Below are 22,919 nucleotides of genomic sequence, written 5' to 3' on the forward strand. Positions count from 1 at the left end.
TCGCCACTGTGACGTGCCAAATCTACCGTCGCCATGTCACCCCCGGTCAGCAATGCACAGCAGCGCCCCACTTGAGGTACCGCCCGCACTCGTCCGCCGGACATCCGGCACGCGGACGCGTCCGACGTCGCCGTCGGTCGCCCGGTGGAACGGGATGGCTCGCATATGCTGCCGGGAGCGAGGGCGCCCTTTCGCCTGCCGCCCAGAGCGGGCCTTCAGCGCTGTGACCAGCGGGTATAGGGCAGGGTAAGAGAACGGGTATCCGCCCTGACACTAACCGTCGGCGAGGACTTGGGAGGCCAGCGTGCCGAGGAGGAGGAACGGCCCGAACGGCAGTGGGCTGGTGCGGTGGTGTCCGCGCAGCAGCAGGATCACCGCGGCGGTGGCGCCGAGGACGTAGCTGAGCATGAGGCCGAGAAGAGCGGCCGTCCAGCTGTGCCAGCCCAGCAGCGCGCCGAGGGGCACCGCGAATTTCGCGTCGCCCAGGCCCATGCCGCCCAGCGCGAAGCCGAAGAACAGCACGCCGCCTGCGGCCGCGACCGCCGCCGCGCGCAGCAGGCTTCCGCTCTCACCGGCGTCGGCCGCGAAGGTGAGCAATACGAGGGTGCCGATGGTGGCCGGGAGGGTCAGCGCGTCGGGGAGCCGGTGCACGGCGCTGTCGATGAGCAGCAGCGCGGCGCCCAGCAGAGCCATCCAGTACTGGGCGGCGGCGTACCAGCCCGAGGCGCCGCCGGCCGCGACGGCGACGAACGCGGCCGACGTCGCGGCTTCGGGGAGCCATGGCGGGCACAACTGGTGCCGCCCGGCCGCGCACCGGCCGGACGGAGAGAAGACGCCCAGGGCTTGCCAGTCCCGGGCCGGTACGGGGGCCGGTCCGCAGCCGGGGCAGGCGACGCACGGCGGGTGGCCGGTGGGGACGGCGAGTGCGACGACGACGGGTCGCAGTGCCGCGCCGGCCACGAGCCCTGCCAGGGCGGCCAGGAGCATCGGCATCAGGCGGAGTTGCTCAGTTGGGAGAGGATGACGGCGGTGGCTTCCTCCATGTCGGTGCCGAGCTCCATGTTGAGGTGTTCGAGGCGGTCAGCGGCCCGTTGCAGGCCCTCGTTGTCACCGAGCGCGGCGCAGGCGCGGAACACGACCCGGTAGAGGCGTTCTTCCTCCGGTGCCGCCTCGAGCCCCTTGGTCGCTGCCCACAGCGCGCCGCGCGGATCCCGGGTGGTGAGGCAGTGCTCGGCCAGTTCTGCGGCGGCGTCGACGATCGCGGAGATCATGTCCTGGGCCAGGTGCTCGGCCCATGCGTAGCGGCGGTGGTCGATGCTGGAGAAGGGGCGTCCCCGTACGAGTTCCAGAGCGGAGCGAAGGTGTGCGGCGGCGTGCGGCCCGCCGGCGCTGGCGGCGCTGCGGGTGAGGTGCTGGAAGCGGTGCCAGTCGCAGCCGACGGCGGGCGCCAGTGCGTAGCGGGCGTTGCTGGTGGTGGAGATGCGCGGCAGGTACGGGGCGCCGTCGTCGTCTGTGCCCAGCCAGGACCGCAGGCGGCTGACGGTGGCGTTGCGGTACTTCAGGACGTTGGCCTTGCCCGGCCAGAGTGCTTCGTCGAGTGCGTGGTGGTCGCGGCCGGGGTGCAGCACCAGCCAGGCGGCAAGCTCGATGAGGGTGCGGCGCCGCTTGTTCTCCACGGATCCCCGCGGCCCGTCGATCTCGACCGGTCCCAGCACCAGTACGTGAGGGGGCCGCTCCCCGTCTTCGCCCGGTTCGTCTTCAGGCGCCGGCGCGTCCGGTTGGCAGGGCGCCGGGGCTTCGGCGAGGTCTGCCCGCGTGGTTCCCGCGGCCGGGAGCGCGGCGGTCGGGGGCAACACCGGCTCCGGGCTGGGCGTGGGCGGCATCGGCGAGGCAGGCCCGTCGGCCTCGAGGTCTGCGGCGGAGGCTTCCTGCGCTGCGCCGGAGTCCTGCGGGACGTCGTCGAAGACCGCGAACTGGGCCATGAGCCCACCCTCCTGCCCCGCTCCCGCCGGGCTCTGCGGCACCTCACGGTCCGCCGCTTGCACCGCGTCCCCACGGGCGTCGGTGGCCGGTTCGGCGCCCGGGGCCTCCGTGCGGCCGGTGGGCTCCGGCGGGGGCGCGGGAAGGTCAAGGGAGTGGGGGAGGTCGGGGACGGCCCGCGGTGCGGTGGCGGGGGACTGCGGGAGCGCGACGTCGTCGGCGCGGGTGGTGGCCAGGACCTCCAGCGCCTGGGCGTAGTGCTCGTCGCTGAGCGCTTGGACGGTGCAGACCACCGTCACCTCGGTGCCGGGCAGTGTCCACGAGACCGGCCCGGCGGCGAGGTCCGCGTGGACGGTCTGCGCGCCGTCGGGCGTCCCGTCCTGGTCATGGCCGGCAGTGACCAGGGCTGTCGCCGACCGCGGCTGCTCGGCGATCACTGCCCGCAGCGCCTCGAGCGCCGCCCGGCCGCCCGGGGCGTCGAGATCTCCGGCGAGGACGACGTGCGCGCTCCACGCCGCCGCGCTGTCCACCCCGCACCGCGCCCGCCGCATGGTGCCCGCCTCCAGAACGTCCAGGGCGCGTTGCTGCTCGGCGTGGTGGACCCGCAGCGCGGACAGGGCCGCGTCCAGGTCGGCACAGGCGCTGACCCGCTCGGGCATCTCCTGCTGCAGCCCGGGAGCGACCTGCCCGACAGGCACGACGGTCAGCTCGTCGGCGAGTTCGCTGACCGCCAGCTCCAGCGCGATCGTCCGCTGCACACGGTGGCGGTCAGGGCCCGTCAGATGCAGATGCCCGGCACTCTCCAGGTCGATGAGCACCAGATGGCCGCGCTCGTCCCACCCCAGCGACACCAGCGCCGGGTACGGCGCTTCCACATCGTCACGCTGCTCGGGCGGCAGCAGGTCGGCGCCGCGGGCTGGGCAGGTCCAGAGGCTCAGATCGTCGTCCGCGGTGAACGGCGGCACCGGTTCGGCGGGCGCGCGCAGGTACAGCTCGATCTCCTCGGGGCCGAGCACGGCGGCGGCCAGCTGCGGCAACTCCCGTCCCGCGTCGCGCAGACGGACCGCGGCGCTGCGCAGCGCCGCGGCGAGGGTGGAGGTCTCCAGGTCGGCTTCCGCGGTGCGCAGGCTCTGCTCGGTGGCGGCGGCGTCGCCTTCGGGAAGGGCGATGCGGTGGCCGTGGTGGCGGCGGCGCTGCTGCAGGACGCGGCGGGTGGTGAGGGTGGCCAGGAGCGCGGCGGCCAGGACGCTGCCGCCGATCGCAGCGATCCGCGCCGGGCTGACAGCCTGCGCGGGGGAGGCGTCGGCCGGTGCGCGGGTCGCCGTCGCCGCGGGCGACGCGGTGGCCGACGGCGCGGTGGCGCCGGTGGCCGTGTGCCCCGACGCTTCATGCGGCGTGGGCGGTTCGGGACGGTCCTCGTTCTGCGGACCCTCCGGTACGGACTCGTGGCTGTCGTCTTCGTCGTCCGGGACGGCGTGCTGTGGTGCTGCGGGAACATCGCCGTCCGTTGGCCGGGACGTCTGCGAGTCCGTCGCACCGGCGCCGTCACCGTCCGGCGCGGCGGGCTCCGGCGCGGGGGCGGCCTGTGGGGGGAGGGAGAGGTGCTCGCCGGGGAAGATCAGGTCCGGATCGCTCCCGATGACGTTCTTGTTGGCGGTGTAGAGGTCGGGCCAGCGGTCGGCGTCGCCGAGCTGGGTGTCGGCGATGGCGGACAGTGAGTCCCCGGCGGCCACCGTGTAGGTTTCGGCACGCCCGCTCGAGTCGGTGGCGGTTGCGGCGAGTTCGGTGCGGACGGTCGTGCCGGGCGGGAGGTTGACGACGGTGCCGGTGGGAAGGGTCGCGCTCTGCGGAAGGTGGGGGTTGAGCGCGCGCAGTTCGCTGTGGCGCCGCCCGTCCCCCAGATACTGCTCGGCCAGATCCCACACGGTCTCGCCGGTCGCGCCCACCACATGCCGGGGCCCGTCGTGAGCCGACGGCTGCTGCACGGCCGTCCGCGGCACCGACGTGGCGCCGGCGCTGGCGCCGGCGCCGGGTACGGGCGCGGCGGTGGCGTGGTGGGTGACGGCGGTGGCGGGGGTGGCGGCCAGCGCGGCCGTCGAGGGGATGACCAGCAGGCCGCCCAGCAGGACCGCGGCCAGGCGCTGCGGGGCGCCAAGCCCGCGCACCCGCGGCGCCGTGCGGCGCCGCAGCAGCGCGACGGCTTCGAGCAGCAAGGACAGCACGAACCATGCCCACAGCGCCCAGCAGGCGAGGGTCAGGACGGTGAAGAGGACGGTCCCGCCGTCATCGGGCGCCATCAGCGCATCGCCGATGCCGCCGAGCGTCGGCAGGTGGGCGGGGAGGGTGCCGATGCGCAGCAAAGCGAGCGGCAGGGCGACGAGGAGGGCGGCCAGGGCGACCAGGCTCCCGGCGGCGCGGGCCAGGGCCAGCGGCCAAGGGCGGCGTGCAGGGGCATGCGGCACAGGCATGAGTCAGTCTCCGACCTGGTGAACGAGCTGGGCCTTTCCGTGTCCGGTCACGGGAAGGGTGGGAAAGCCGGCGCCGGTGAGCATCAGGCAGTCGTAGGTGTCGGACACCGTCACCTCCAGGCGCCGTCCGCCGCCGGTGACGGTGCCCTCGACGCCGGCGTCGCGCAGGAAGGCGCGGGCGGCGGATGCGGCGGCGTCGGGATCGACGACGACCTGCCCGCCAGGGACGGCCTGCCCGGCGTCGATCTGCTGGCCGCCGGCCCTCGCCGCCGCGGCGGCGACGTCGTCGGCGTGCGCCGACGCCTTGAGCTTCCCGCCCCCGTCGACGACCAGCGCCAGCAGGCTGAGGAAGACCACGCCGACCATCAGCCAGAACAACGTCGCCGACCCCCGCTCACGCTCCACGCCTGCGGTGCGCAGGCGCAAGCGGCGGATCAGGGTGCCCGGGGAGGGGGAGGGTAGGCGCATGTCACTCCCCGCGATCGGCGTACTGGTCCAGGACACTGGTGGCGGTCGCGGTGAGCGTCTTGGAACCGGGCAGTCCCGGCACCGCCAGCTGGGACAAGGGGATCGTGCACGTCACGGTGGCCCGCACACTGCCCGGCTGCCCGGCCGCCGCGGCGAAGCCGCTGGTGTCGATCTGCACGCTGCTGCTGGTGCAGTTGCGGTCGTCCTGGCGCAGCGCGGCTTCTGCCGCGGCCCGGCCGCGTACCTGGGCGAGGTCGGCGTCGGCGGCCTGCGAGGCGGCCCGCGCCGCGGAGTTGGCCGCGTTGTCGACGCTGGAGTCGAACACCCCGGCCAGGCCGTAGGCGGCGAGCAGCCCGAGGAACGGCAGCAGGAAGACGACGCAGATGACCGTCTCCAGGGTGTAACTGCCCCGGTCCTGACACCACCACCGCAACCGCCCCCGCGCGTGCCCGGTCACGACCCTGCCCCCGTGTCCCATCGTTCGACCGGCACTTCGGCGCTCTTGGTGACCTGCGGCGTCCAGCCGGGCACCAGCGACAGGCTGCTGCCGGTCACTGTCACCCGGACCCGGTCGGCACTCGACCCGCTCGTCGAGACGACGGTGTCCTTGATCAGATGCACCCCGGCGAGCCAGGTGCGGGCCCGGTCCGCGCCGTCGCCGGGCCGGGCCTGGTAGGCCGCCCCCGCCGCGGCCGCCTTGCGGGCCGCGGTCAGTGCCGCCTCCTGCGCCAGGTACCACATGCCCAGCTGCAGCCCGGCGCACAGGATCAGCATGACGGCCGGCGCGATGATGGTGAACTCCAGCGTCCCCATCCCCGCATCCCCGCGCCCACCCGCGCACCTCGCATGCCACCGACGCCACACGGTCAGAAGCTGCTCTTGAAGGTGTTCATCAGCGAGTCGAACTTTCCGTTGAAAGCGAGCCCGAAGGCCGTGGCGGCGGCGATGAGGACCGCGCCGAGGATGAGCTTCTCCAGCGTCTCCAGCCCCGCGTCCCTGCGGGCGCCGGTCATACGGGCCACGCAGATCAGCCAGCGGTCACGGAGCTTGCGGACGGTGTACTTCACGGGATCCCCCTGGGTCAGGTGATGATTCAGGTGCTGATGAGGTTCTGGAAGAGCGGGTAGCCGAGCGTGGCGAACAAGATCATGAACAGCACGGTCCCCGGCACCACGGACTTCTCCGAATCGGCGTTGGCCTCGGCCTGCACATCGGTCTGCAGCCGCGTGCGCAGCGCCCTGGCCTGCGTCTCCAACGCCGCGATGATGGACGCTCCCTCCCCGCCGGCGTGCGCGAACGTATCGGCGGGCCCGGCGAGTTCGGGAACGTCCAACTGCTCGGCCAGCGCCTTGAGCGCATCCCACGGCGGCGTACCCGACAGCCGCGTCTGCTCCAAGACAGTCCGGATCCGCTCGTAGACCGGGCCGTCGCCGACCGCCGCCGTCTCGTACAGGGCCCGCTCCGCGCCGGAGTGCGCGCCGCGCTGCAGCCGGGCCCGCTCCATCAGCGAGGCGATGGCGTAGCGGTACTCCAGCCGCAACCGCTTCGCCTTCGCCCGCACGTTGGTGTCGGCGGACACCCACATCGCCGCCGCGAAGAGCACGGAGACGAACAGCGGCAGCACGAACGGCAGGTGCACGCCCGCCAGGGCGGCCAGGGCGAGGGCCATCTGCGGCATCACGAACCCGCCCACCGCACCGATGACCTTGTCGCCGATGTGCTTGGCAGCAGAGATGCCCAGCAGATCCAGGTCCTTGCCCGGCACGCCGATCCGCGCACCGGCCGACCCCAGCACCCGGGCACCGACCTGCTCGGTCCACAGCGCCCCGCGTGAACCCCCTGTCCCCCGCGGCGGCGCGGCCGGCGCGGGGGTGGTGTTCTCCAGACGGTCCAGGACCGACCTCAGATCCGGGCGGGACGGCAACAGCTCCCGCACCACCGCGAAGACGCCGCCGCCGATCAGCGCACCGCACACCGCGCTCGCCATCGACATCACGCGCCACTCACCTCCTCGGCCTTCCCGGCCCCTCGGCCCGACACCCCAGCCGTGCGGCGCAGCAGTCGAGGGGCGGGCCGTACGACGCACAGGCGCCGCAGCCACATCAACGCCCCGACGAACCCCGCGCCCATGGCCAGCAGCCACACCTGCCCGCCCGCCGTGCTCCACACACTTCCGAAGCTGCTGCCCATGGTGAAGCCCATGGCCAGCACGATGATCGCCACCCAGCGGGTCTGGGTCCGCACCTTCTGCCGGTCGGCATCCACGGTCCGCAGCGCCGCGGCCTCCTGCGCGGTCAGGTCCGACAGGGACTGCAGCGTCTCCACCATGCCGCGCCCGCGGTCACGGATATGGGTGAGGAAGACCAGCACGACGTTGTCGACGGCGCCGTCATCGAGGTCATCGGCGAACGCCCGGTAGGCGGCCTCGGGAGCCACCCCCATCCGCAGCCGTGCCTCCAGCGTCCTGACCGGGTCCCGGATCTCGTCGGGCACCTGCCGCATCGCCCCGCTGATCGCGGCCTCCAGCGTGTGACCGACCACGTGGGCACCGGCCAGGTGCTGCAACCACCGCGCCAGCGCCTCCAGCCGCTCGATCCGCCGCAGCGAGGTGCCCGCCGGATGCCAGATCCACGGGAACCCCGCGATCACCGCGGCGACCAGCAGGCCCTGCACCGGCCGGGCCGTCCAGCTCCACACCCCGACCAACGCCGCCCCGGCGCACACGACCACCCACCGGTAGTGCTCCGCCCACCGGCCCGGCAGCGCCGCGCACACCCGCTCCCACACCGAAGTCCGCCGCCCCCGCCCGCGGCCCGCCCCGGACGGCGCGTGCACCGCACGCAGGCACAGCACGACGCCGCCCGCCACGAGGAGCCCGCACAGCGCGCCGAGCAGTCCCAGCTGTCCCAGGCTCATCGCCGCACCAACTCCATCGGCCGCGGCCAACCGCCGAACCGCGCCTCGGTCAGCCACCGCTTGTCGAAGCCGACATCGGCCAGCTCCTGCATCGCCTCGCCCGTCGGCAGATCCCGCGGCACCCCGCGCGGATCACCGTCCCCTGCCGGGGCGAAGACGTGACTGAACGCGGGGCGCCCGCCTTCGCCCGGGGTGACCTGGAGGATGTCGGAGACGTAGCGGTGACGGCGCCCGCCCAGCTGCGTCTGGTCAGTCTGCCGCAAGAACACCACGAAATTCACGGCGTTGGCGACGAGCTGGTGGGTGGAGTCGACATCCTTCCCGGCGCCCTGGCACAGCTGCACCAGACGCGGCAGCACCAGCCGGGGGTAGGCGGCGTGCAGCGTACACATGCTGCCGCGGCCACCGGAACTCATCGCATCGAGCATCGGGACGACCTCGGTGGAGCGGACCTCGCCGACCACCACCCGGGTCGACAGCATCCGCAGCGTGTGCGGATACATGTCGGCGATCGTGATCCGCCCGATCTCCCGCCCGTCCTCCCCGACCTCGCCGTTGCCGGCCCGTTCCTCCATCGCCAGCACGTGCGCGGCGACCGCCGGGTCCTCATCGAGGAACAGCTCGCGGTCCGTCTCCAGCGTCACGATCCGCTCACCCGCACCGACCTTGCGCACCAGCGCCCGCAGCAGCGATGTCTTGCCCACGCCCATATCCCCGGCGATCAGCAGCGTCTGCCGGGCCGCGACCAACCCCTGCAAGAACGCGCTGATCGCCGGGGACAGCGTGCCCCACTCGACCAGGTCCTCCAGCGACGCGCTCATGACGCGGTGGCGGCGGATCGCCATGGTCGGACGGCTCGTCAGCAGCGTCGCCGCGACGCGGGAGCGGTCCGGCAGACGGAAGTTCACCATCGGGCTGGCCGGGTTCAGCACCCGGTCTCCGTGCCCGGAGCGGACCGCGAGACGGTTGATCAGCGCGATCAGGCTGGCGTCGTCATCGGCCACCGGATCGACCAGCCGCGTCGGCTTGTCAAGGTAGTCCACCCACACCCGCTCACCGTCCACCACGATGTTCTCCACCGCCGGATCCTCCAGGTACTGCTGGAGCGGACCGGCCCGGAACAGCGCGTTGATGATCGCCTGCCGCAGCGTCTCCAGCTGCACCGCATCCAACGGCGCCGCCGTCCGGGCATGCTCGACCGACCACGCCGAGACCCGCTTGGCGACCAGCGAACGGGCCAGCTCCAACTGATCCTCGGCACTCAGCCGCGTCTCGCTACCGCGCTCATGCTCCACCAGGTCCTGGGAGACCGCGTCCTGCAACTCCCGCACCACCGCCCGCGACACCGGCAACGCCCCCGGCAACCGGCCCAGATCCCCGGCAACAGCCGGGGCCGGCGCGCTCGGCGGCACGTTGCCGCCGCCCGCGGACGACGGCGGGGCCGGGGCCGGACGCTGGGCGAGGGCGCCCTTGAGCAACCCCGACAGCCCCGCCCCCACCCCGGGCCCGGCGGCGTGGACACCGTTGTGGTCAGCCACCTGCCCCCGCCCCCTGCCGCGGCGCGGTCAGCCGCTGCACGACGCTGGCCACCACCGGCGACGCCACCGGCGCGGGCAGCTGCATACGCAGCCGCCGCGTACTCGCCTCGACCCCCGCCGCACGGGCCGCCTCACGGGCCCGCTTGAACAACGGCCCCGGCTTCCCCGGCCGCGACACCGTGCCGTGGGTCAGCAGCCGCGCGCTCTTCTCCTCCCACGGCAGCGTGCCCACCACCGGAATCTGCAGCCGCCGGTGAATCTCCGAGGCCGGCACCCCGCCCTCCTGCACCAGCAACAGCCGCAGCGCATCCGCGCCCGTCCCGCGCTCCTCCAACTCCGCCTGCAGCGCGCGGGCGACAGGCAGCGACTGCGCCACCGACGTCAACGTCGTGCGCACCACCAGCACCACCAGGTCGGCCCGGTGCAGCAACGGCCGCGGGAACAGCGACGGATGCACACCCCCGGGCTCGATGACCGCCCGCCCCGCGTCGATGACGACGTCGTACCCGGCCTGCTGGTCCATCGTCTGCAACAGCACCCCGAGCGGCTCCCAGGTCTGCGCCAGCGCCGCGGCCTGCAACGGATCGGTCAGCCCCGGCAGCCACAGCCGGCTGCCCGCCTCGTCCAGCCGCCGCAGATGCGCCTCGAACGCCTCCGGCAGAGTGCCTTCACGGTCGGCTTGGGCCAGATGCCACAGGCCCACCTCGCCACCCCACTGCCCCATCCCGTACCCCGTACGGATCGAGCCGCCCTTCGCATCCGCCTCCGCCAGCAGCGACGGCCGCGGCCCCGACAACGCCATCGCCAGCGCCGCCACCGTCACCCCGCTCGCATGCGCACCCGTCAACGCGATCACCGGCACCCGTCAGCCCTCCGCCGCGAGCACCAACGCCACCCGCCCCGTCGCCGCCCGCGCCGCCAACTGCGCACTGTCGGTGGAAGCCACCGCGACCTGCACGACCACCGCCCCGGACGCGTTGGGCACCCCGACCTTGACGACTCGGGCCTCCAGCGCATCCGGCGAGACCGCCTTCGAGACGGTCTCGTCCTTCCCCGGCGTCGAGACGACCTTCACCCGGTCACCGGGGGAGAGCGCATCGGCGGGCGCCGAGCCCCGCTGCACCTCCACGGCCACCAGGTCCTGCCCCGCGTGCAGCAGACGCCCGCCGCGGAACTGCGCGCCGGTCAGCAACTCCCCGCGGTGCAGCGCCGCCGTGGCCCGCCGCCCGACCACCGTGTTCTTCTCACTGGCCTTCACCGGCGCGAGCGCCGGGTCGGCGGGCAAGGCCGCGGTGGTCAGGTCCGCAGCGGTGATCTCCTGACCGGCCGGCACATCGCGGGCCACCGCCAGGACATCGACCCGGTCACCGGCACTGCGAACGAGCACCGACGTGCCCAGCACCCCGGCGAGGACGAGCAGCACGCCGAGGGCCATCACCGACCGCTTGCGGCGCCGGGGGGCGGGGCCGGCCGCGATCGGCGTCTCGGCACGCACCGGCGTCGCGGACGGAGGGGCGGGGATCTGAGGGGCGGGGTTCTTCACGTGCGACCTTCCGTGCGTGTAGTCCTCAGTTGAGGACCTTGAGCTGGCCGATGGTGACCTGAGTGCGGGACTGACGGGACTGGGTGAGCTGGCCGCTTTGCCCCCCGCCGCGCCAGTCGATCGTCCACGTCGATGTCGCCGTGACCGGATACGCCTTACCGGGCTCGTCCTTGGAGGAGTGGCGGTAGCGATGGCCGCAGTCGGGAGATGCCTTGTTACCGAAGGACGGCTCGTACGGCGTGCCGGGGCCGGTGCACGTGACCGACTCGCCGTCACCCATGTCCCACACGATCTTCGACACCGTCGCCGTCGCCGTGACGGTGACCGGACCAGCGGTGGCCGAGGCCGAGTTCGGCCCGTACGCTTCCGCCGTCCTCGCCGTCCACATCCACACGGGAAGCCCGACCAGCCCCTTGCCGGATGGCTTCGGGGCGATGCCGATCTCCGGCCCGGACAGCTTCATGCGGTCCACCGCCTGCCGGGCGAGGACCACTGGGTCCACGGTCTTGGCGGGCGGCGGGTTCTTCGCCCAGAACGTCCGGGTCATCGCGGCCGGCGCGACACTGTCACCGCTGTTGTACGGACAGTTCCGCTGGTAGATCTTGCCGTCGCCCGGCCGGTGGCCCTCCCACAGCGCACTGCCGACCGGCGGCTGAGGATCGAGCGGCACCACGTGACACAGAGCTGGCGCTGCGGCCTGCTTCCTACCGCCGTCCTTCTTCGTGTGGGTAGCTGCTTGCGGAGCCCGGTCCGGAAGGCTCTCCGGATCCACTGCGCACACCGTGACGAACTTGTCGGTTCCTGCGCAGTCGCCGCTCCCGACGACGGGCGAGTCGTCAGCACGTGCCACGGAGGGGACGCTCAGCAGGAGGGCGAAACCGGCGGCGAGGGACAGCCTCAGCAGGCGTGTTGCTGCGGGGTGACCTTGAGGATCATCCACTGCTTCCCCCACCTTTCGGCCTGAACGGTCGTGGCGTACCGGCTGAGCGTCTTGCTTCCGCGAGGTACTTCCTTGCCGGTCTTCTTCTCGATGCGCCGCCAGTGCGAGACGTCGAGGCAGTCCGTGATGGTGGCCGCCGGCACCTTCTTGGAAAGGGCGAGGTCGGTCACCTTCGGAGCGATCTCGGGTTTGCCGGTCGCCACCACACCGAGCCGCTTCAAGGAGGCGACGTCCCCTTCCGCGTCAGCCAGGGCGTCTGCGGTCGCGTACTTCTTCAGATCTGTGCCGGTGATGCTGGCCTGGGCATACGCCTTCGTCTGCTCCGCCCAGAACTTCTTGTAGGTGCCGAGGACATCCTGTTTGTCGGCATCCTGAGGGTCAGGGCTCTTCTGGGAGGCCGGGCCGCTGCTCGCGGTCTTGGCGGGCGTCGGTTTCGCGTTGCTGTCCGGTGAGCCGGTGCTGCACGAGGTTGCTGTCAGCGTGACGGCGCCGGCGATAAACAGCATGGTCGCGCTGTTTCGGATCGACGTCCGGGTCTGCGTGGTCCGCATCGGCCTCTCCCCGTCCTACCGGCTTCTTTCCGGTGTTTTCCCGTGTGCTGACGCTTGTGCAGGTGCTCGCCGGTGAGGGGCTTATGAGCCATCCGGGTGGCTTGTCCTGCACCTTACAGGTGAATAAGCAAACCATGAAGTCTGTTTCCGAACGCCGATTCGCGCCCGATGCACCCGCCGACCAGCGGAGGGGCCGCGGAGTGTGCCGCGGGGCGAGCGCGGGGCCATTGCTGCTCTCACCGGCCGTCTGTTCCACAGCGCAGCATCGGTCCGGGGGCCGGATGGGGCACCGATTCTTCCAGCTCGCATATGCCAGAGCCGTCGGTATCGGAGAGCGGACTGGATTTCGGCGGGAAGTCGTCCTTCGCGGGGAGAGCGCCGGTGAGCAGGTCGTCCAGCGTGCCGCGGCCATCGGTCTGGTGGTGCCCGCCAGGAGCTGACGGATGATCGAGAGAGCCAGGTGTTGGTAGTCCTCGGGACGTCGGTCGCGTTCGGACAGCCAGGCCAGGTGCCGGGTGTGGGTGTGCAGGGAGACTATCTCGGTGATCAGCGGCCCCAGCGGAAGGGTGACGTGGGCGACGTCGGAGCAGGCTTCGGCGTGCCGGTCGGCGAACGCGGTGAGGTTGATGACCGGGTACGACGGGGCGGGCGCGGGACGGTGGCGGCGGAGGAAGCGGAACACGGTGTCTCCAGGTGGTCAGACGGTGGCCGGGGCGGCCGTGGTCGGGGTGCGCAGGAGGACGTCGCCGGGCGCGGCGTCGCGGAGGACGGGTGTGACGATCGGCGCGAACGGCCCGTAGCGCTGCAGCTGGTCGAGGGTGGTCACGCCCGCTCTCAGGTCCGCTGCGGCTGGTTGCAGGCGGGCGTCCGCGCCCGCCAGCGCGCGCAGGTCGTCCGCCCGCCGCGCCAGCTGCCGCTCATCTCCGCCGTCGAGGACGAGGAGGACGCGTGGGAAGGCCGGGTAGCGGTCGCGCCATGCCTCCCGGCGGGCCCCGCCGCTCTTCGCGCGCCGCCGTCCCGCTGCCGGTTGGGGGATGTAGCGGGCGTAGCGGGCGTAGGCGTGCAGTTTGGCGGCCAGCCGGGCGATGCTCATGGTGGCCCGGTCGATCTCGCAGAAGAACGTCAGCAGCATCCGCTGCCCGCCGTCGTCGGCGCTGGCCGCCGTGGTGTGGACGTAGCGCAGCACGGCGTCGGGCACGAGCAACGCCTCGTCGCCGGCGCCGTCGCGGAAGCGGTGGGCGACTTCGGGGTCCCAGTCCAACGGCCCGCACTCGTCCCCCAGCCGCCGGGCGTGCTCGACGAAGGCGAGCCCCGTCTCATTGACCGCCACGGTGTGCTCCTGCAGCACACTGGCGGCGGCCTCCTCGGTCATCCGGTAGGCCCGCGGCGAGAGTTCCCCGCCGCCCTCGACGACCTCACACCCCAGAGCGGTGACATACCACAGCAGTTCTCCGGCGCGGTTGGTGCGGCGCACCGATGCGGAGGCCAGCCCTCGCGCGTGCAGGATCTCCAGCTGCCGCCGCACGTAGCGGGTGGAGGTCGCCTCCGGGCGCAGCAGCCGCGTCAGCTGGCCGGCGGTCAGCAACCGGTGGCGGTAGAGCACCGGCAGCATCTCCTGCGCGAGCGTGGACAGGCCCCGGTCGGTGGAGTCGAGGAATCGCGGACGTGGCATGGGCGCGCCTTTCGGAAAGAGGTCAGATCAGAGGGGGCGGAGGGTGCGGACGACGACGTCGCCCCCGCCTCCGGCCGGGGACGGCGGCCGGGCGGCGGACAGGTGGGCGAGGATCGCGTCGTCGAGGCCGCGCTGGGTCTGGAGGATCTCGCCGACAGTGCGGCGGCGCAGGTTCGCGTCGATCGCCGCATCCAGCGCCGGAAGCCCCGCCTCGTTGCGGTAGTCGGCGAAGACCTCGTCGACCGGCACGCCGCGCACCCGGAAGGGCGCGGTGCGCTTGCCGCGGAGCATGACGGACTGGATGTACTCGTACTTGTCCAGGCCCAGCACCGTCTCCGGATCGATGCCGGGCAGGCGACGGGCGACGAAACCGGCCTCGTCGAAGTCGGCGGCCGTCGCCGACAGCAGCGACTGGTTCTGCATGAGGGCGCCGCGGGTCTCGGGGGAGAGCCGCATCGCCATCTGCGTCATCCCCATGAACCGCACCTCGAACTTGCGCAGCTGCTCCAGGATCTTGGCGATGTGCCCGTGGGAAGCGCCGTCGACCGCTGTCAGCTCGTCCGCCCATGCCCAGTACGTCGCCAGGTCCTCCACCGCGGTGTCGGCGCGCGACATCCCGGCCCGGAACAGGTCGAACAGCAGCAGCGCGGTGACCAGGTCGTCGCTTTCACCGGTGCCGGACGGGCACACGAACACGACCTGCCGCTCGTCCATCGCCCGCCGCACGTCATACGCCGACCGCGGGGACCCGAGGAACGCCTTCAGGGACAGGGAGTTGTCCAGCCGGTAGAGAGCGTTGGTCACCGGGTTGCGGGCGGCGGCTTCCATGTCGGGAAAGGACCGGCGCCAAAACGTCGCCTCCTGCGGGTCGAGGACCGCCAGTACCGCCTCGCGCCACTCCTCGTCCTCCAGCAGGGTGCGGATCTGGAAGACCGTCGGCTGCAGCTGCGGAAACCCCGTGCGCACGAGGTGGTGGGCGAGGTGGGCGAGGGTGCGCGCCGCGCTGGAGAGGATCGTCCGCGCCCGCGTCGCGTTCTCCCCCCAGGCGTGCGCGGACGCGATCGCGCCCACGACCGAGCCGACGACGTCCTGGACCTCCTCAACGGCCCGGCCTTCCATCGACAGCGGGTTCCAGCAGGCCATCGTGTCCTCTAGGGCCGGCCGGGCCAGGTTGATCTCCCACACCCGGCCCGCGACGGCGGGGTGCGCGAGGTAGGGGCGGGCCCGCTGCCACGCCGCGCCGTGCGGGTCGAGGAACCAGCAGCCGTCACCCGCGTACGCGCGGGCGAGGCACTGCACCAGGCCCATCTCCGTCTTCCCGAACCCGGACTTGCCGTAGAACGCCCCGAACAGCACATCGGCCGCCGGGGCCCCGGCCAGCCGCTCCGTGCCGTCCGGGCCCGTCACCAAGCCCAGCGGCAGCACATCGCGCTGCCCCCGCCACGTCGGCAGCGCGGACGGCGCCGGCGGAACGACGCCACCGCACCGCGCCACGTTCGGCGCGTCACATCGGGCCGTGGGCGGCTTGAGCAGCCCGGCGATCTCCGGCCACGTCACCCACTGCCGCCGCCGCGGCGCGAAGTCCCCCCGCGCCAGCCGCCGGTCGAAGCTCCGCCGCAGCCACCACACGTTCGAGTACCCGCGCCACCAACCCCGCTTCGGGCCCACCGGCACGAACCGGTTCTCGCCGCTGAACGCCTCCAGCGCCGCCAGCATCTGATGCAGCCGGGCCTGCGCCTGCTGCGGATGCCGCGCCACGCACCGCACCAACACCTGCACGGCGAACACCACCTCGGCACCCGGCGTGAACTTCCCCACGCCCTCGGACAGATCGGACTGCCGCGGCACCCGTACCGGCCCCTGCCCGCCACTACCCGCACCGGTCATGCCCAGGCCGCCGCGCAGCACGTCCACCACCACGCCGCCGTGGCCCGTCGTGAGCTGCTCGCCGTACGCCGACGGACCCCGCCGCCCGGTACGCCGGATCAGAGCACGCCGCCGCCGCGCCACCTGCGCATCGGGCACCGGGAGCAGGTCGACGACCAGCTCGGCCTCCTCACCGGCCTCGGTCCGCACCTGAGCGAAGACCGTCGCCAGGTGCTCCAGCGGATCGGGGTCCAGCCCCGGCTTCCCCAGCGGCCGATGGTCCGGCCCCGCCAGCACCAGCTCCGCCCGCGCCACGTAGCAAGGCCCGCCCGCACCACGGCCCCGCCCGGCCCGCTCGTCCTGCGAGGCTGTCAGGCCCGAGGACTTGGTCAGGTGAACGGCGCTCACCACGAGCCACCCCGCTTCAGCGGCGCGGCGTCGACGAACCGGATCCGGCGCCGCCGGCTGGCACGGTGGCACGGGGTGACGGCCTCCACCCGCCGGTACCCGGACAGCCGTAGCACACCCTCCGCCCGCCTCGGACCCTCCCAGCCGTAATGCAGGACCCCCTCGTCACCGGCCGTGACGCGGACCCGGACCGCAGCGGCCCGCCGCGGAAGGAACCCGCTCGCCGCCCGCACGCTGGCCAGCCGTCCCGCCACCCGGCCCACCTCCGGCAGTTCCGGGACGAAGGTGGCAGCCGGAACCAGCTCCACGCGCGCACGGTCGGCCAGCTCCCGCACCGCACGCCGCCGCCACCACACCGCGCCCGCACCCCACACCACCAGGGCGACCAGCGCCGCGAGAGCGATCCACCACAGATGCGCCAGACCGCTTCCCAGCAGCCGCAGCACCCAGTCCCAGACCTCCGACGACCGCGGAAGGATGTTGGACATCTCGCCTCCTCACCAGCGGCACCACGCCGCTCAGTAAGGAGAGGGAGACGAACAGGCCCCGATGTGACACCGCACCCCGACCTTTTCCATGACTGCCGGACAGAAGACCGATGGGGCGCGGGCACGGTCAGGCTGGCTCTGTACGCGAAGAGTCTCGTGTACAAAGCCAGTCAGGCGACGCGGCGGATGTCCCAGGCATACTGCTCCCAGTACCCGGACAGGCTGATGACCTCCACCGACTTCCCCGGCCGCGGGGCATCGACCATGCGGCCACCACCGGCGTAGATACCGACGTGGCCCCAGTTGTCCTTGTTGAACACGATGAGGTCACCGGGCCGCATCTGCGCGCGGGAGACCGGCGTCCCGACGTGCCGCTGCTCCTGCGAGGTGCGCGGCAACGCCACCCTGCCGCCCGTGGCCCGGTACACGGCGTACGACGTCAGGCCGCTGCAGTCGAAGCCTCCGCCGCTCTTCCCGTGCACGGTGCCGCCGCCCCAGACGTAGGGGACACCGAGTTGGGTGAGGGCCGCCGCCACGATCGCGCTGGCCCCGGAAGACGCCCCCTCCCGGCCCGAGACCGGGCCGTCGGCAGGTTGTGCCGCCGCGTACGCGTGGGCCTGGGCGAGGACTTTCTGCACGTACCAGTCGGCGTGGTTGTAGGCGTAGACCGCGCGGTAGAGACCCTGGGCAGTCCCGGACTTGGCGCCGTCGGCGCACAGCATCCGCGCCGCGGCGTAGACGGCGTCGGCCGCATCCCAGGGAGTGGGCGGGCTCGCGCCGCCCGGCGGCACCGGGTAGGCGTACGCGGTGAACGTGGACGGCAGGAACTGCATCGGCCCGACAGCACCGGCCGAGGAGCGCATGGTGGGGTGCCGGGCGTGGTCGGTTTCGACCTTGCCGATGGCGGCGAGCACGGACCAGTCCAGCCCGCGGCAGGCCGCCGGTGCCGCCTTCCGGTACAGGACCAGCATGTTCGCCGGGATATCGGCGACCTGCCCGCCCTGGACGACAGGCTCCGTTGCCGTCGCCTCCTGGCTCCGCAGGTGTCCGGCGGCGCCGCTGGCGACGGTCCCGATGAACAGCACCAGGACCCCGATCAACGCGATCGCGGTACCGCCCAGACCGACACCCGCCGCGGCGGTGGTCTTCTTCATGCCCGCCCCCGGGGCCCGGGCCGGGGTGGTGCGGGCTGGCGACGCGGCGCCGGAGGGGTGAGCGGGGCGCGGGCAGCGGCGGAGCGGGTGCGGATGCGGTGCAGGCGCTGCTGCAGGCTCGCCTGCTGGCTGGACGCCGGCGGGGTGAGAGGCCGCTGCGGCACCATCTGCTGCCGCCGGGTGCGCTGCGGACGTGCCGCCGAGGCGGCTGGAGCGAAGGGCCGGCGGGCGGACGGCCGTGCCGCCGCACCGGCGGCCGGGCGGGCTGCCCGGCGGGGCCGGGGCGCCACCGGCGGTAGGCCACGGTGGGCCCGTACGCGGTTGTGGACCCACCGTCCGCCGATACCGTGCCAGTACTCCTGCGCGAAGTCCCGCACCACCGGCTCGTGCACAGCCCGGGCGGCCTCGAGACGCTCCGCAAGCTGGGCGGCGGAGGTACGGACCTGACCGGGCACCGCCTGCGCCGCCGCCGTCGCCCGGCGCACCGCCCGCGGCCCGTACACCGGGAGACCGGCGGAATACTTCAGCCCGAACCGCCCCGCGCGTACCCCCGCCCGGGTCCCGGCCCGCACCGTCCGCTGGGCGCCGCGCGCCAGGCGGCCCGCGCCCTGGGCGAAGCGGGCACTGAGCGCCCGGGCGCTGCCGGCGCGGCCGACGCCACCCAGCGCCCCGGCCGCGCCGCCGGTGGCGGCCATCGCGCCGAGCATCAGCCCGGCGCCCACGATCTTGCCGAGACCGCCCCGCCGTCCCCCCGCAGGGGCGGTGAGACCGGCCGGGGCGGCACCACCGAGCGGCGAGCTGCCCAGCCGGTGCTTGATACGGGCGGCCATCTGCTGCGACCGGTGGACCAGCCGCTTGCGGAAGAGGAGGACGCCGACGCACAGGATGTCGACGGTGACGAAGCGGACGACGATCCCGCCGGGAAGGTCCTGCGGCGCGGCGGAGACCACGGCCGTCACCGCCACGACGAACGCCCCGAGCCCGGTGACCAGGACGATCAGCAGGGCCAGGCCGCGGGCGATGGCAGCGCCACGCGACCACAGCCAGGCCCGCCCGGGCCCGGGCAGCGTGCCGGCGACCAGCGCGCAGCGCAGCAGCGCCGCTTCGGCGCCGAGCATCACCTGAGCGGCCAGGTAGCTCCCGGCGAGTCCGATGAGCAGGACGCAGACCAGCAGGGTCGCCAGCAGCATGAAGAAGGCCCCGGCGAGCTTGTCCACCGACGCCCGCTTCGCCTTCTTCGCGTCACCACTGACGCACGCCTTCTCGAACGCGGCGTCGGGTTTGGTGCCGAAGGTGTCCAGACCCCACTGCATGGCCTTGTCCCTGACGACATCGTCGATCTTGCCGCCCACACCGGGCAGAAGGAGGCTGCCGGCGCCGGGAATCTCCTTGAGCTGCTTGGTCTGCTCGGCGACCTTCTGACTCACGAAGGCGGCATCGATCCGCGACCACGTGAACCGGGACGCGCACTTGTCCTTGGTGCCATCGGTGAACGTCTGCCCGTAGGTGAGGACCTGCGCGGGCTGCACCACGAAGGCCCGCACCAGCTCGTCGGTGAGCGGGGTGGTGATCTGGGCGACGGTGTCCGCCGTGCCGCGACCGGTGGGGTCCTCATGGCCCATGACGACGGCGGCCACCGCCACCCCCAGATCGCGGGCCTTACCCACCGCACCGTCCGCGCCCAGCAGCGCCTGCGGCGGCGAGGCGAGGCTGGTGACGGCGAGCGCGGAAACCAGCAGTGACGCGGCGAGTTCGCCCCATCCGCGCGAGCGGTTCCCGAAGAGCAGGTGCCAGGCCGCGACGGTGCCGCTGAAGGCGAGGAACAACCCCGGCAGCCCGATCTGCAGCACCACACTGCTGTAAAGGGAGTCGGAGACCGCCATGGCCGGCTTCAGGAGCAACATGGCCAGCTTGAACCCCAGCGCCCAGGCGATGAGCCAACAGGCAAACCCCACCAGCCACTTGGAGCCCATGAACAGCAGGCTCGTCAGCCACGCCTCGACCTTCAGGTCCCAGTCGGACCACTCACCGCTGTCGGAATCCACCGCGAACGCCGAGATCGGGATGCCGTGCTCGTCGGTGACATGGAAGCTGTCGAGCAGGTCGTCCTGCCCGATGCCCAACTTCCGCAGCTTCTCGCGCAGGCTCTCCTTCTGCTCCCGCAACGCCTTCCGCGCAGCCTCCTTCCCCGCCTCCGTGTCCTCGTACGCGACGCCGCCCTGAGCCCCCGCCGCACCGGAGCCCTCGGCCCCGGCCGGGGCGGGAGGCTGCACGTCGGCCGTCACCGACGGAACGGGCGCGGGCGCGGCGGCGGCGGGCCCGGCCGCCGCGCCGACAGCCACCGCCACGGCAACCCACACCCACAGCAGCCGCCACACCACCCGCCGCCACGTCATGCCGTCAACGCCGGGTCGGAGTGAATCGCCGCAGCCGCCGCCTCGTCGGCGGGGATGACCACCTGCATCCCGCCGACCCGCCCGTACAAGTCCCGGTGCAGGCACTCCCCGGCCCGCTGCGCCCGCACCTCATCCGAGACGTGCACCGGGGACAGCCCGGTGGTGACCAGCTCCACCAGCTCGGTATCACCCGCATCGAGGTCGAGGAACTCAAGGCCCCGCTCGGCGAGGGTGACGTCCGTCTGCCGGAAGAGGAACTTCCTCGGGAACAGCCCGCGGATGACCTGCCCCATGGTGGAGGACTCCGGCCCGATGTCCTCGGCGTCGTGCGAGCCCACCAGCACACCGGCGTTGTGCTTGCGCCCGTCACGCACCAGCTCCAGCAGCAGGCCCATGCCCTCAGGGCTGGAGGTAGTCAACCACCAGCATTCGTCCCACACCGCCACACAGAACTCGCGCGGGTCGGCGTAGCAGACCTCCCGGCACAGCACCGCGATCAGATAGAATGCCGCCCGGCCGAAGCTCTTCTCGAACTCCAGCGTCGCCAGCCGGTCGGCGGCCAGCTCATGCTCCTTGGGCAGCGCCAGGTTGGCGGTGGCGAAGACCACCGTGTCAGCCACCGCGGTGTCGACCACCGGCAGCGCGGGATCGAAGACCGTCCGGGACAGGTCCTTGCGGGCCACCGAGGCGAGCTTGCGCGCAACGCCCCGCGAGGCCGCATCCCGCCCGCCGCGCTCATCCAGCTCCGCGATCAGAGCCGCCATGGACGGCGCCGCACCGGCCAGCACCGCCTCGATCGCCTCCGACAGCGCGACACCCTGGTCACTCATCGGGGCGATCCCCAGCAACAGCGTCAAAAAACTCTCGGTACGGCGATGCGCCTGAGCACGGTCGCTGATCGTACGCAGCGGGTCGAGGGAGACCGTCGCCCGGCCGTCGATCGTGATGACCTGGGTGGTGCCGGGGCACGCCTCGGCGAAGCGCCGCCACTCCTGCTGCGGCGTCCGGTCGACGATGACCGCCCGGCCCCGGCTGCCCACCCGCGCCGTCCTGCGGCCCGCGGCGAGGACGGCGTAGACGGCCGACTTCATCGCCACACTCTTGCCGCCGCCGAGTTCCCCGATGAACGCCGCCGACGCGGACGCCGCCTTCTGCGGCCCGAGCGACCAGTCCGTCAACACCGGCCGCGTGCCACCACCGGCCAACTGCAGCCCGTACAACGGCCCCCGGCCGTCGCCCAGCGCCGAACCCGCGAACGGACCGGCCATCGCGAAGTCCCGCGCGAGCAACACCTGCGCGTACGACAGCATCACCTTCGGCGTACGGGCACCCGGCAGCATCCCGTAGAACAGCCGCTCCTGCTCCCCGAGAGGGCGCACGAAGGTGTAGTCACTCTCTCCGAAGTGCGTTTTGAGGTCGGCGGCGCGGGCCTCGGCCTCGGCCGGCGTAGCCCCCCAGACGCAGAGCGTGCCCATGGCCTGCACCTCGACCTCCGCCTTCGAGCGGGTCACCGCGCTGCGGAAGTCACGCATGCTCTCAGCCGCCTCGTGCACGTGGGACGGCACGCCCGCGGCCTCCCCCTCGTACTCCCCGGGCTGGTTCGCCAGCTCATCGGCCGACCGCCGGGCCTTGGCATCGGCCACCGCCCCAGGGGTGACCTTCAGACGCATCACCCAGTCCACCGGGAACGCGAACTCATCGAGCGCCGCGAGGTACTCGGAGCCGGGGAAGACGAACCGCTCCGGCATCTCGGCCAGCGACAAGAACGTCTGGTACGACTCGCCCCACTCGGTGGCCACCTGCAGCCAGCGCCGCCCGAACACCCCCTGCCCCGACACCCCCTCACCCTCGTCATCACCGCCGGCGGCGGGGGCGGCGCCTTCCGCCAGGACGACCTGGCCCAAGGCCGCAGCCCCCCGCCCGCGACCCCGACCAGCGCCCTGCCCGGACTCGGGCAGCAACGGCTCCAGCACCCCGCGCCGAGCACTGTGCCCGTAGATCCACAAAATCTCCGCCTCACTCGCGGCACGCAGCCCGACCGTCGACGGCCACGACGCGGCCAGCGCCTGCGCCTGCTGAATCCGACGGTTCTCCTCACGGGCGCTGACGGGCGCGGGCAGTAGACCCAGCTGCAAGGCCATCTCCGCGCGCGCCGCCGCCACCGCACCGCCCGCGGCCTGCGCCCGCGTCCCCGCGGGCAGCGGGACGGCCAGCCAGTCCGCCCGGCTCGTCAGCTCCATGCACTCCAGCTGGTCCCACACCCTCATCGCCAGCTGCGCGTAGCGCTCACTGGCAGCAAGATCGACGCCCTCGGTCATCTGGCGCACCACCGAGGCGGGGTCGACCTGAGGGCACAGCGACAACAACATCGCCTCCCCCCGCAGCTGCTTGACCAGCCCCTCCAGCGCACGAAGCCGCCGCTCCTTGACCGTGCGCGAGGACTTCGCGTGGCCGCTGCCCTCCACCCGCCACACCGCCCAGCACGTCCCGTGCCGGGTCCAGATGACGTTGCCGCTGACATGCCGCACCGG

General features: G+C 72.9%; 19 protein-coding genes. All 19 read right to left on the bottom strand.

What is annotated here, in order from left to right:
• Window positions 1-273: 273 nt before the first annotated feature.
• Complete coding sequence (locus ACZ4M8_RS29675) at window positions 274-993, bottom strand: prepilin peptidase (RefSeq protein WP_467613073.1); 720 nt, start codon at window positions 991-993, stop codon at window positions 274-276.
• Complete coding sequence (locus tag ACZ4M8_RS29680; RefSeq protein WP_467613076.1) at window positions 993-4,448, bottom strand: LysM peptidoglycan-binding domain-containing protein; 3,456 nt, start codon at window positions 4,446-4,448, stop codon at window positions 993-995. The genes ACZ4M8_RS29675 and ACZ4M8_RS29680 overlap by 1 nt, the downstream gene beginning before the upstream one ends.
• Window positions 4,449-4,451: 3 nt before the next feature.
• Window positions 4,452-4,916 carry a pilus assembly protein TadG-related protein gene (locus ACZ4M8_RS29685; RefSeq protein WP_467613079.1) on the bottom strand — a complete coding sequence of 155 codons (465 nt, stop codon included), beginning with the start codon at window positions 4,914-4,916 and terminating at the stop codon, window positions 4,452-4,454.
• 1 nt (window position 4,917) lies between these two features.
• A complete protein-coding gene (locus ACZ4M8_RS29690; RefSeq protein WP_467613082.1) occupies window positions 4,918-5,373 on the bottom strand; it encodes a hypothetical protein in 456 nt (151 codons plus the stop codon).
• A complete protein-coding gene (locus ACZ4M8_RS29695; RefSeq protein ID WP_467613085.1) occupies window positions 5,370-5,729 on the bottom strand; it encodes a TadE family protein in 360 nt (119 codons plus the stop codon). Before ACZ4M8_RS29695 ends, ACZ4M8_RS29690 begins: the two co-directional genes overlap by 4 nt.
• 53 nt (window positions 5,730-5,782) lie before the next feature.
• Entirely contained in the window at window positions 5,783-5,983 is a 201-nt protein-coding gene (locus tag ACZ4M8_RS29700; RefSeq protein ID WP_467613087.1) for a hypothetical protein, read from the bottom strand.
• A gap of 26 nt (window positions 5,984-6,009) precedes the next feature.
• Window positions 6,010-6,909: a hypothetical protein gene (locus tag ACZ4M8_RS29705; RefSeq protein ID WP_467613090.1), complete on the bottom strand. Its 900-nt coding sequence runs from the start codon at window positions 6,907-6,909 to the stop codon at window positions 6,010-6,012.
• On the bottom strand, window positions 6,909-7,832 hold the full coding sequence (locus tag ACZ4M8_RS29710; protein WP_467613093.1) for a type II secretion system F family protein: 924 nt from the start codon (window positions 7,830-7,832) through the stop codon (window positions 6,909-6,911). Before ACZ4M8_RS29710 ends, ACZ4M8_RS29705 begins: the two co-directional genes overlap by 1 nt.
• Window positions 7,829-9,370, bottom strand: a complete 1,542-nt coding sequence (locus ACZ4M8_RS29715; RefSeq protein ID WP_467613097.1) for a CpaF family protein — start codon at window positions 9,368-9,370, stop codon at window positions 7,829-7,831. The genes ACZ4M8_RS29710 and ACZ4M8_RS29715 overlap by 4 nt, the downstream gene beginning before the upstream one ends.
• The gene (locus ACZ4M8_RS29720; RefSeq protein ID WP_467613153.1) at window positions 9,363-10,226 is read right to left on the bottom strand and encodes a hypothetical protein; all 864 of its coding nucleotides are present in this window, start codon (window positions 10,224-10,226) and stop codon (window positions 9,363-9,365) included. The genes ACZ4M8_RS29715 and ACZ4M8_RS29720 overlap by 8 nt, the downstream gene beginning before the upstream one ends.
• 9 nt (window positions 10,227-10,235) lie before the next feature.
• Window positions 10,236-10,913, bottom strand: a complete 678-nt coding sequence (locus ACZ4M8_RS29725) for an SAF domain-containing protein (protein WP_467613100.1) — start codon at window positions 10,911-10,913, stop codon at window positions 10,236-10,238.
• A 25-nt stretch (window positions 10,914-10,938) separates the two neighbouring features.
• Window positions 10,939-11,583, bottom strand: coding sequence for an ATP/GTP-binding protein (locus tag ACZ4M8_RS29730; RefSeq protein WP_467613103.1), 645 nt, complete (start codon window positions 11,581-11,583; stop codon window positions 10,939-10,941).
• Window positions 11,584-11,810: 227 nt separating this feature from the next.
• A complete protein-coding gene (locus ACZ4M8_RS29735) occupies window positions 11,811-12,404 on the bottom strand; it encodes a hypothetical protein (RefSeq protein WP_467613106.1) in 594 nt (197 codons plus the stop codon).
• 697 nt (window positions 12,405-13,101) lie between these two features.
• A complete protein-coding gene (locus tag ACZ4M8_RS29740) occupies window positions 13,102-14,076 on the bottom strand; it encodes a replication-relaxation family protein (protein WP_467613109.1) in 975 nt (324 codons plus the stop codon).
• 27 nt (window positions 14,077-14,103) lie between these two features.
• Window positions 14,104-16,350, bottom strand: a complete 2,247-nt coding sequence (locus ACZ4M8_RS29745; RefSeq protein WP_467613112.1) for a type IV secretory system conjugative DNA transfer family protein — start codon at window positions 16,348-16,350, stop codon at window positions 14,104-14,106.
• Entirely contained in the window at window positions 16,347-16,838 is a 492-nt protein-coding gene (locus ACZ4M8_RS29750) for a hypothetical protein (RefSeq protein ID WP_467613115.1), read from the bottom strand. Before ACZ4M8_RS29750 ends, ACZ4M8_RS29745 begins: the two co-directional genes overlap by 4 nt.
• Before the next feature lie 170 nt (window positions 16,839-17,008).
• A complete protein-coding gene (locus tag ACZ4M8_RS29755; RefSeq protein WP_467613118.1) occupies window positions 17,009-17,992 on the bottom strand; it encodes a C40 family peptidase in 984 nt (327 codons plus the stop codon).
• Window positions 17,989-20,388 (bottom strand): hypothetical protein, encoded by a 2,400-nt coding sequence (locus ACZ4M8_RS29760; protein ID WP_467613121.1) that lies wholly within the window; start codon window positions 20,386-20,388, stop codon window positions 17,989-17,991. The genes ACZ4M8_RS29755 and ACZ4M8_RS29760 overlap by 4 nt, the downstream gene beginning before the upstream one ends.
• Complete coding sequence (locus tag ACZ4M8_RS29765; protein ID WP_467613124.1) at window positions 20,385-22,916, bottom strand: ATP-binding protein; 2,532 nt, start codon at window positions 22,914-22,916, stop codon at window positions 20,385-20,387. Before ACZ4M8_RS29765 ends, ACZ4M8_RS29760 begins: the two co-directional genes overlap by 4 nt.
• Window positions 22,917-22,919 lie beyond the last annotated feature (3 nt).

This window comes from Streptomyces sp. NPDC027185, assembly GCF_055567035.1.

Coding starts and splice junctions, on each gene's coding strand:
- ACZ4M8_RS29675 (WP_467613073.1), bottom strand. CDS start 993: ATGCCGATGCTCCTGGCCGCCCTGGCAGGGCTCGTGGCCGGCGCGGCA.
- ACZ4M8_RS29680 (WP_467613076.1), bottom strand. CDS start 4,448: ATGCCTGTGCCGCATGCCCCTGCACGCCGCCCTTGGCCGCTGGCCCTG.
- ACZ4M8_RS29685 (WP_467613079.1), bottom strand. CDS start 4,916: ATGCGCCTACCCTCCCCCTCCCCGGGCACCCTGATCCGCCGCTTGCGC.
- ACZ4M8_RS29695 (WP_467613085.1), bottom strand. CDS start 5,729: ATGGGGACGCTGGAGTTCACCATCATCGCGCCGGCCGTCATGCTGATC.
- ACZ4M8_RS29705 (WP_467613090.1), bottom strand. CDS start 6,909: ATGTCGATGGCGAGCGCGGTGTGCGGTGCGCTGATCGGCGGCGGCGTC.
- ACZ4M8_RS29710 (WP_467613093.1), bottom strand. CDS start 7,832: ATGAGCCTGGGACAGCTGGGACTGCTCGGCGCGCTGTGCGGGCTCCTC.
- ACZ4M8_RS29735 (WP_467613106.1), bottom strand. CDS start 12,404: ATGCGGACCACGCAGACCCGGACGTCGATCCGAAACAGCGCGACCATG.
- ACZ4M8_RS29740 (WP_467613109.1), bottom strand. CDS start 14,076: ATGCCACGTCCGCGATTCCTCGACTCCACCGACCGGGGCCTGTCCACG.
- ACZ4M8_RS29750 (WP_467613115.1), bottom strand. CDS start 16,838: ATGTCCAACATCCTTCCGCGGTCGTCGGAGGTCTGGGACTGGGTGCTG.
- ACZ4M8_RS29755 (WP_467613118.1), bottom strand. CDS start 17,992: ATGAAGAAGACCACCGCCGCGGCGGGTGTCGGTCTGGGCGGTACCGCG.
- ACZ4M8_RS29760 (WP_467613121.1), bottom strand. CDS start 20,388: ATGACGTGGCGGCGGGTGGTGTGGCGGCTGCTGTGGGTGTGGGTTGCC.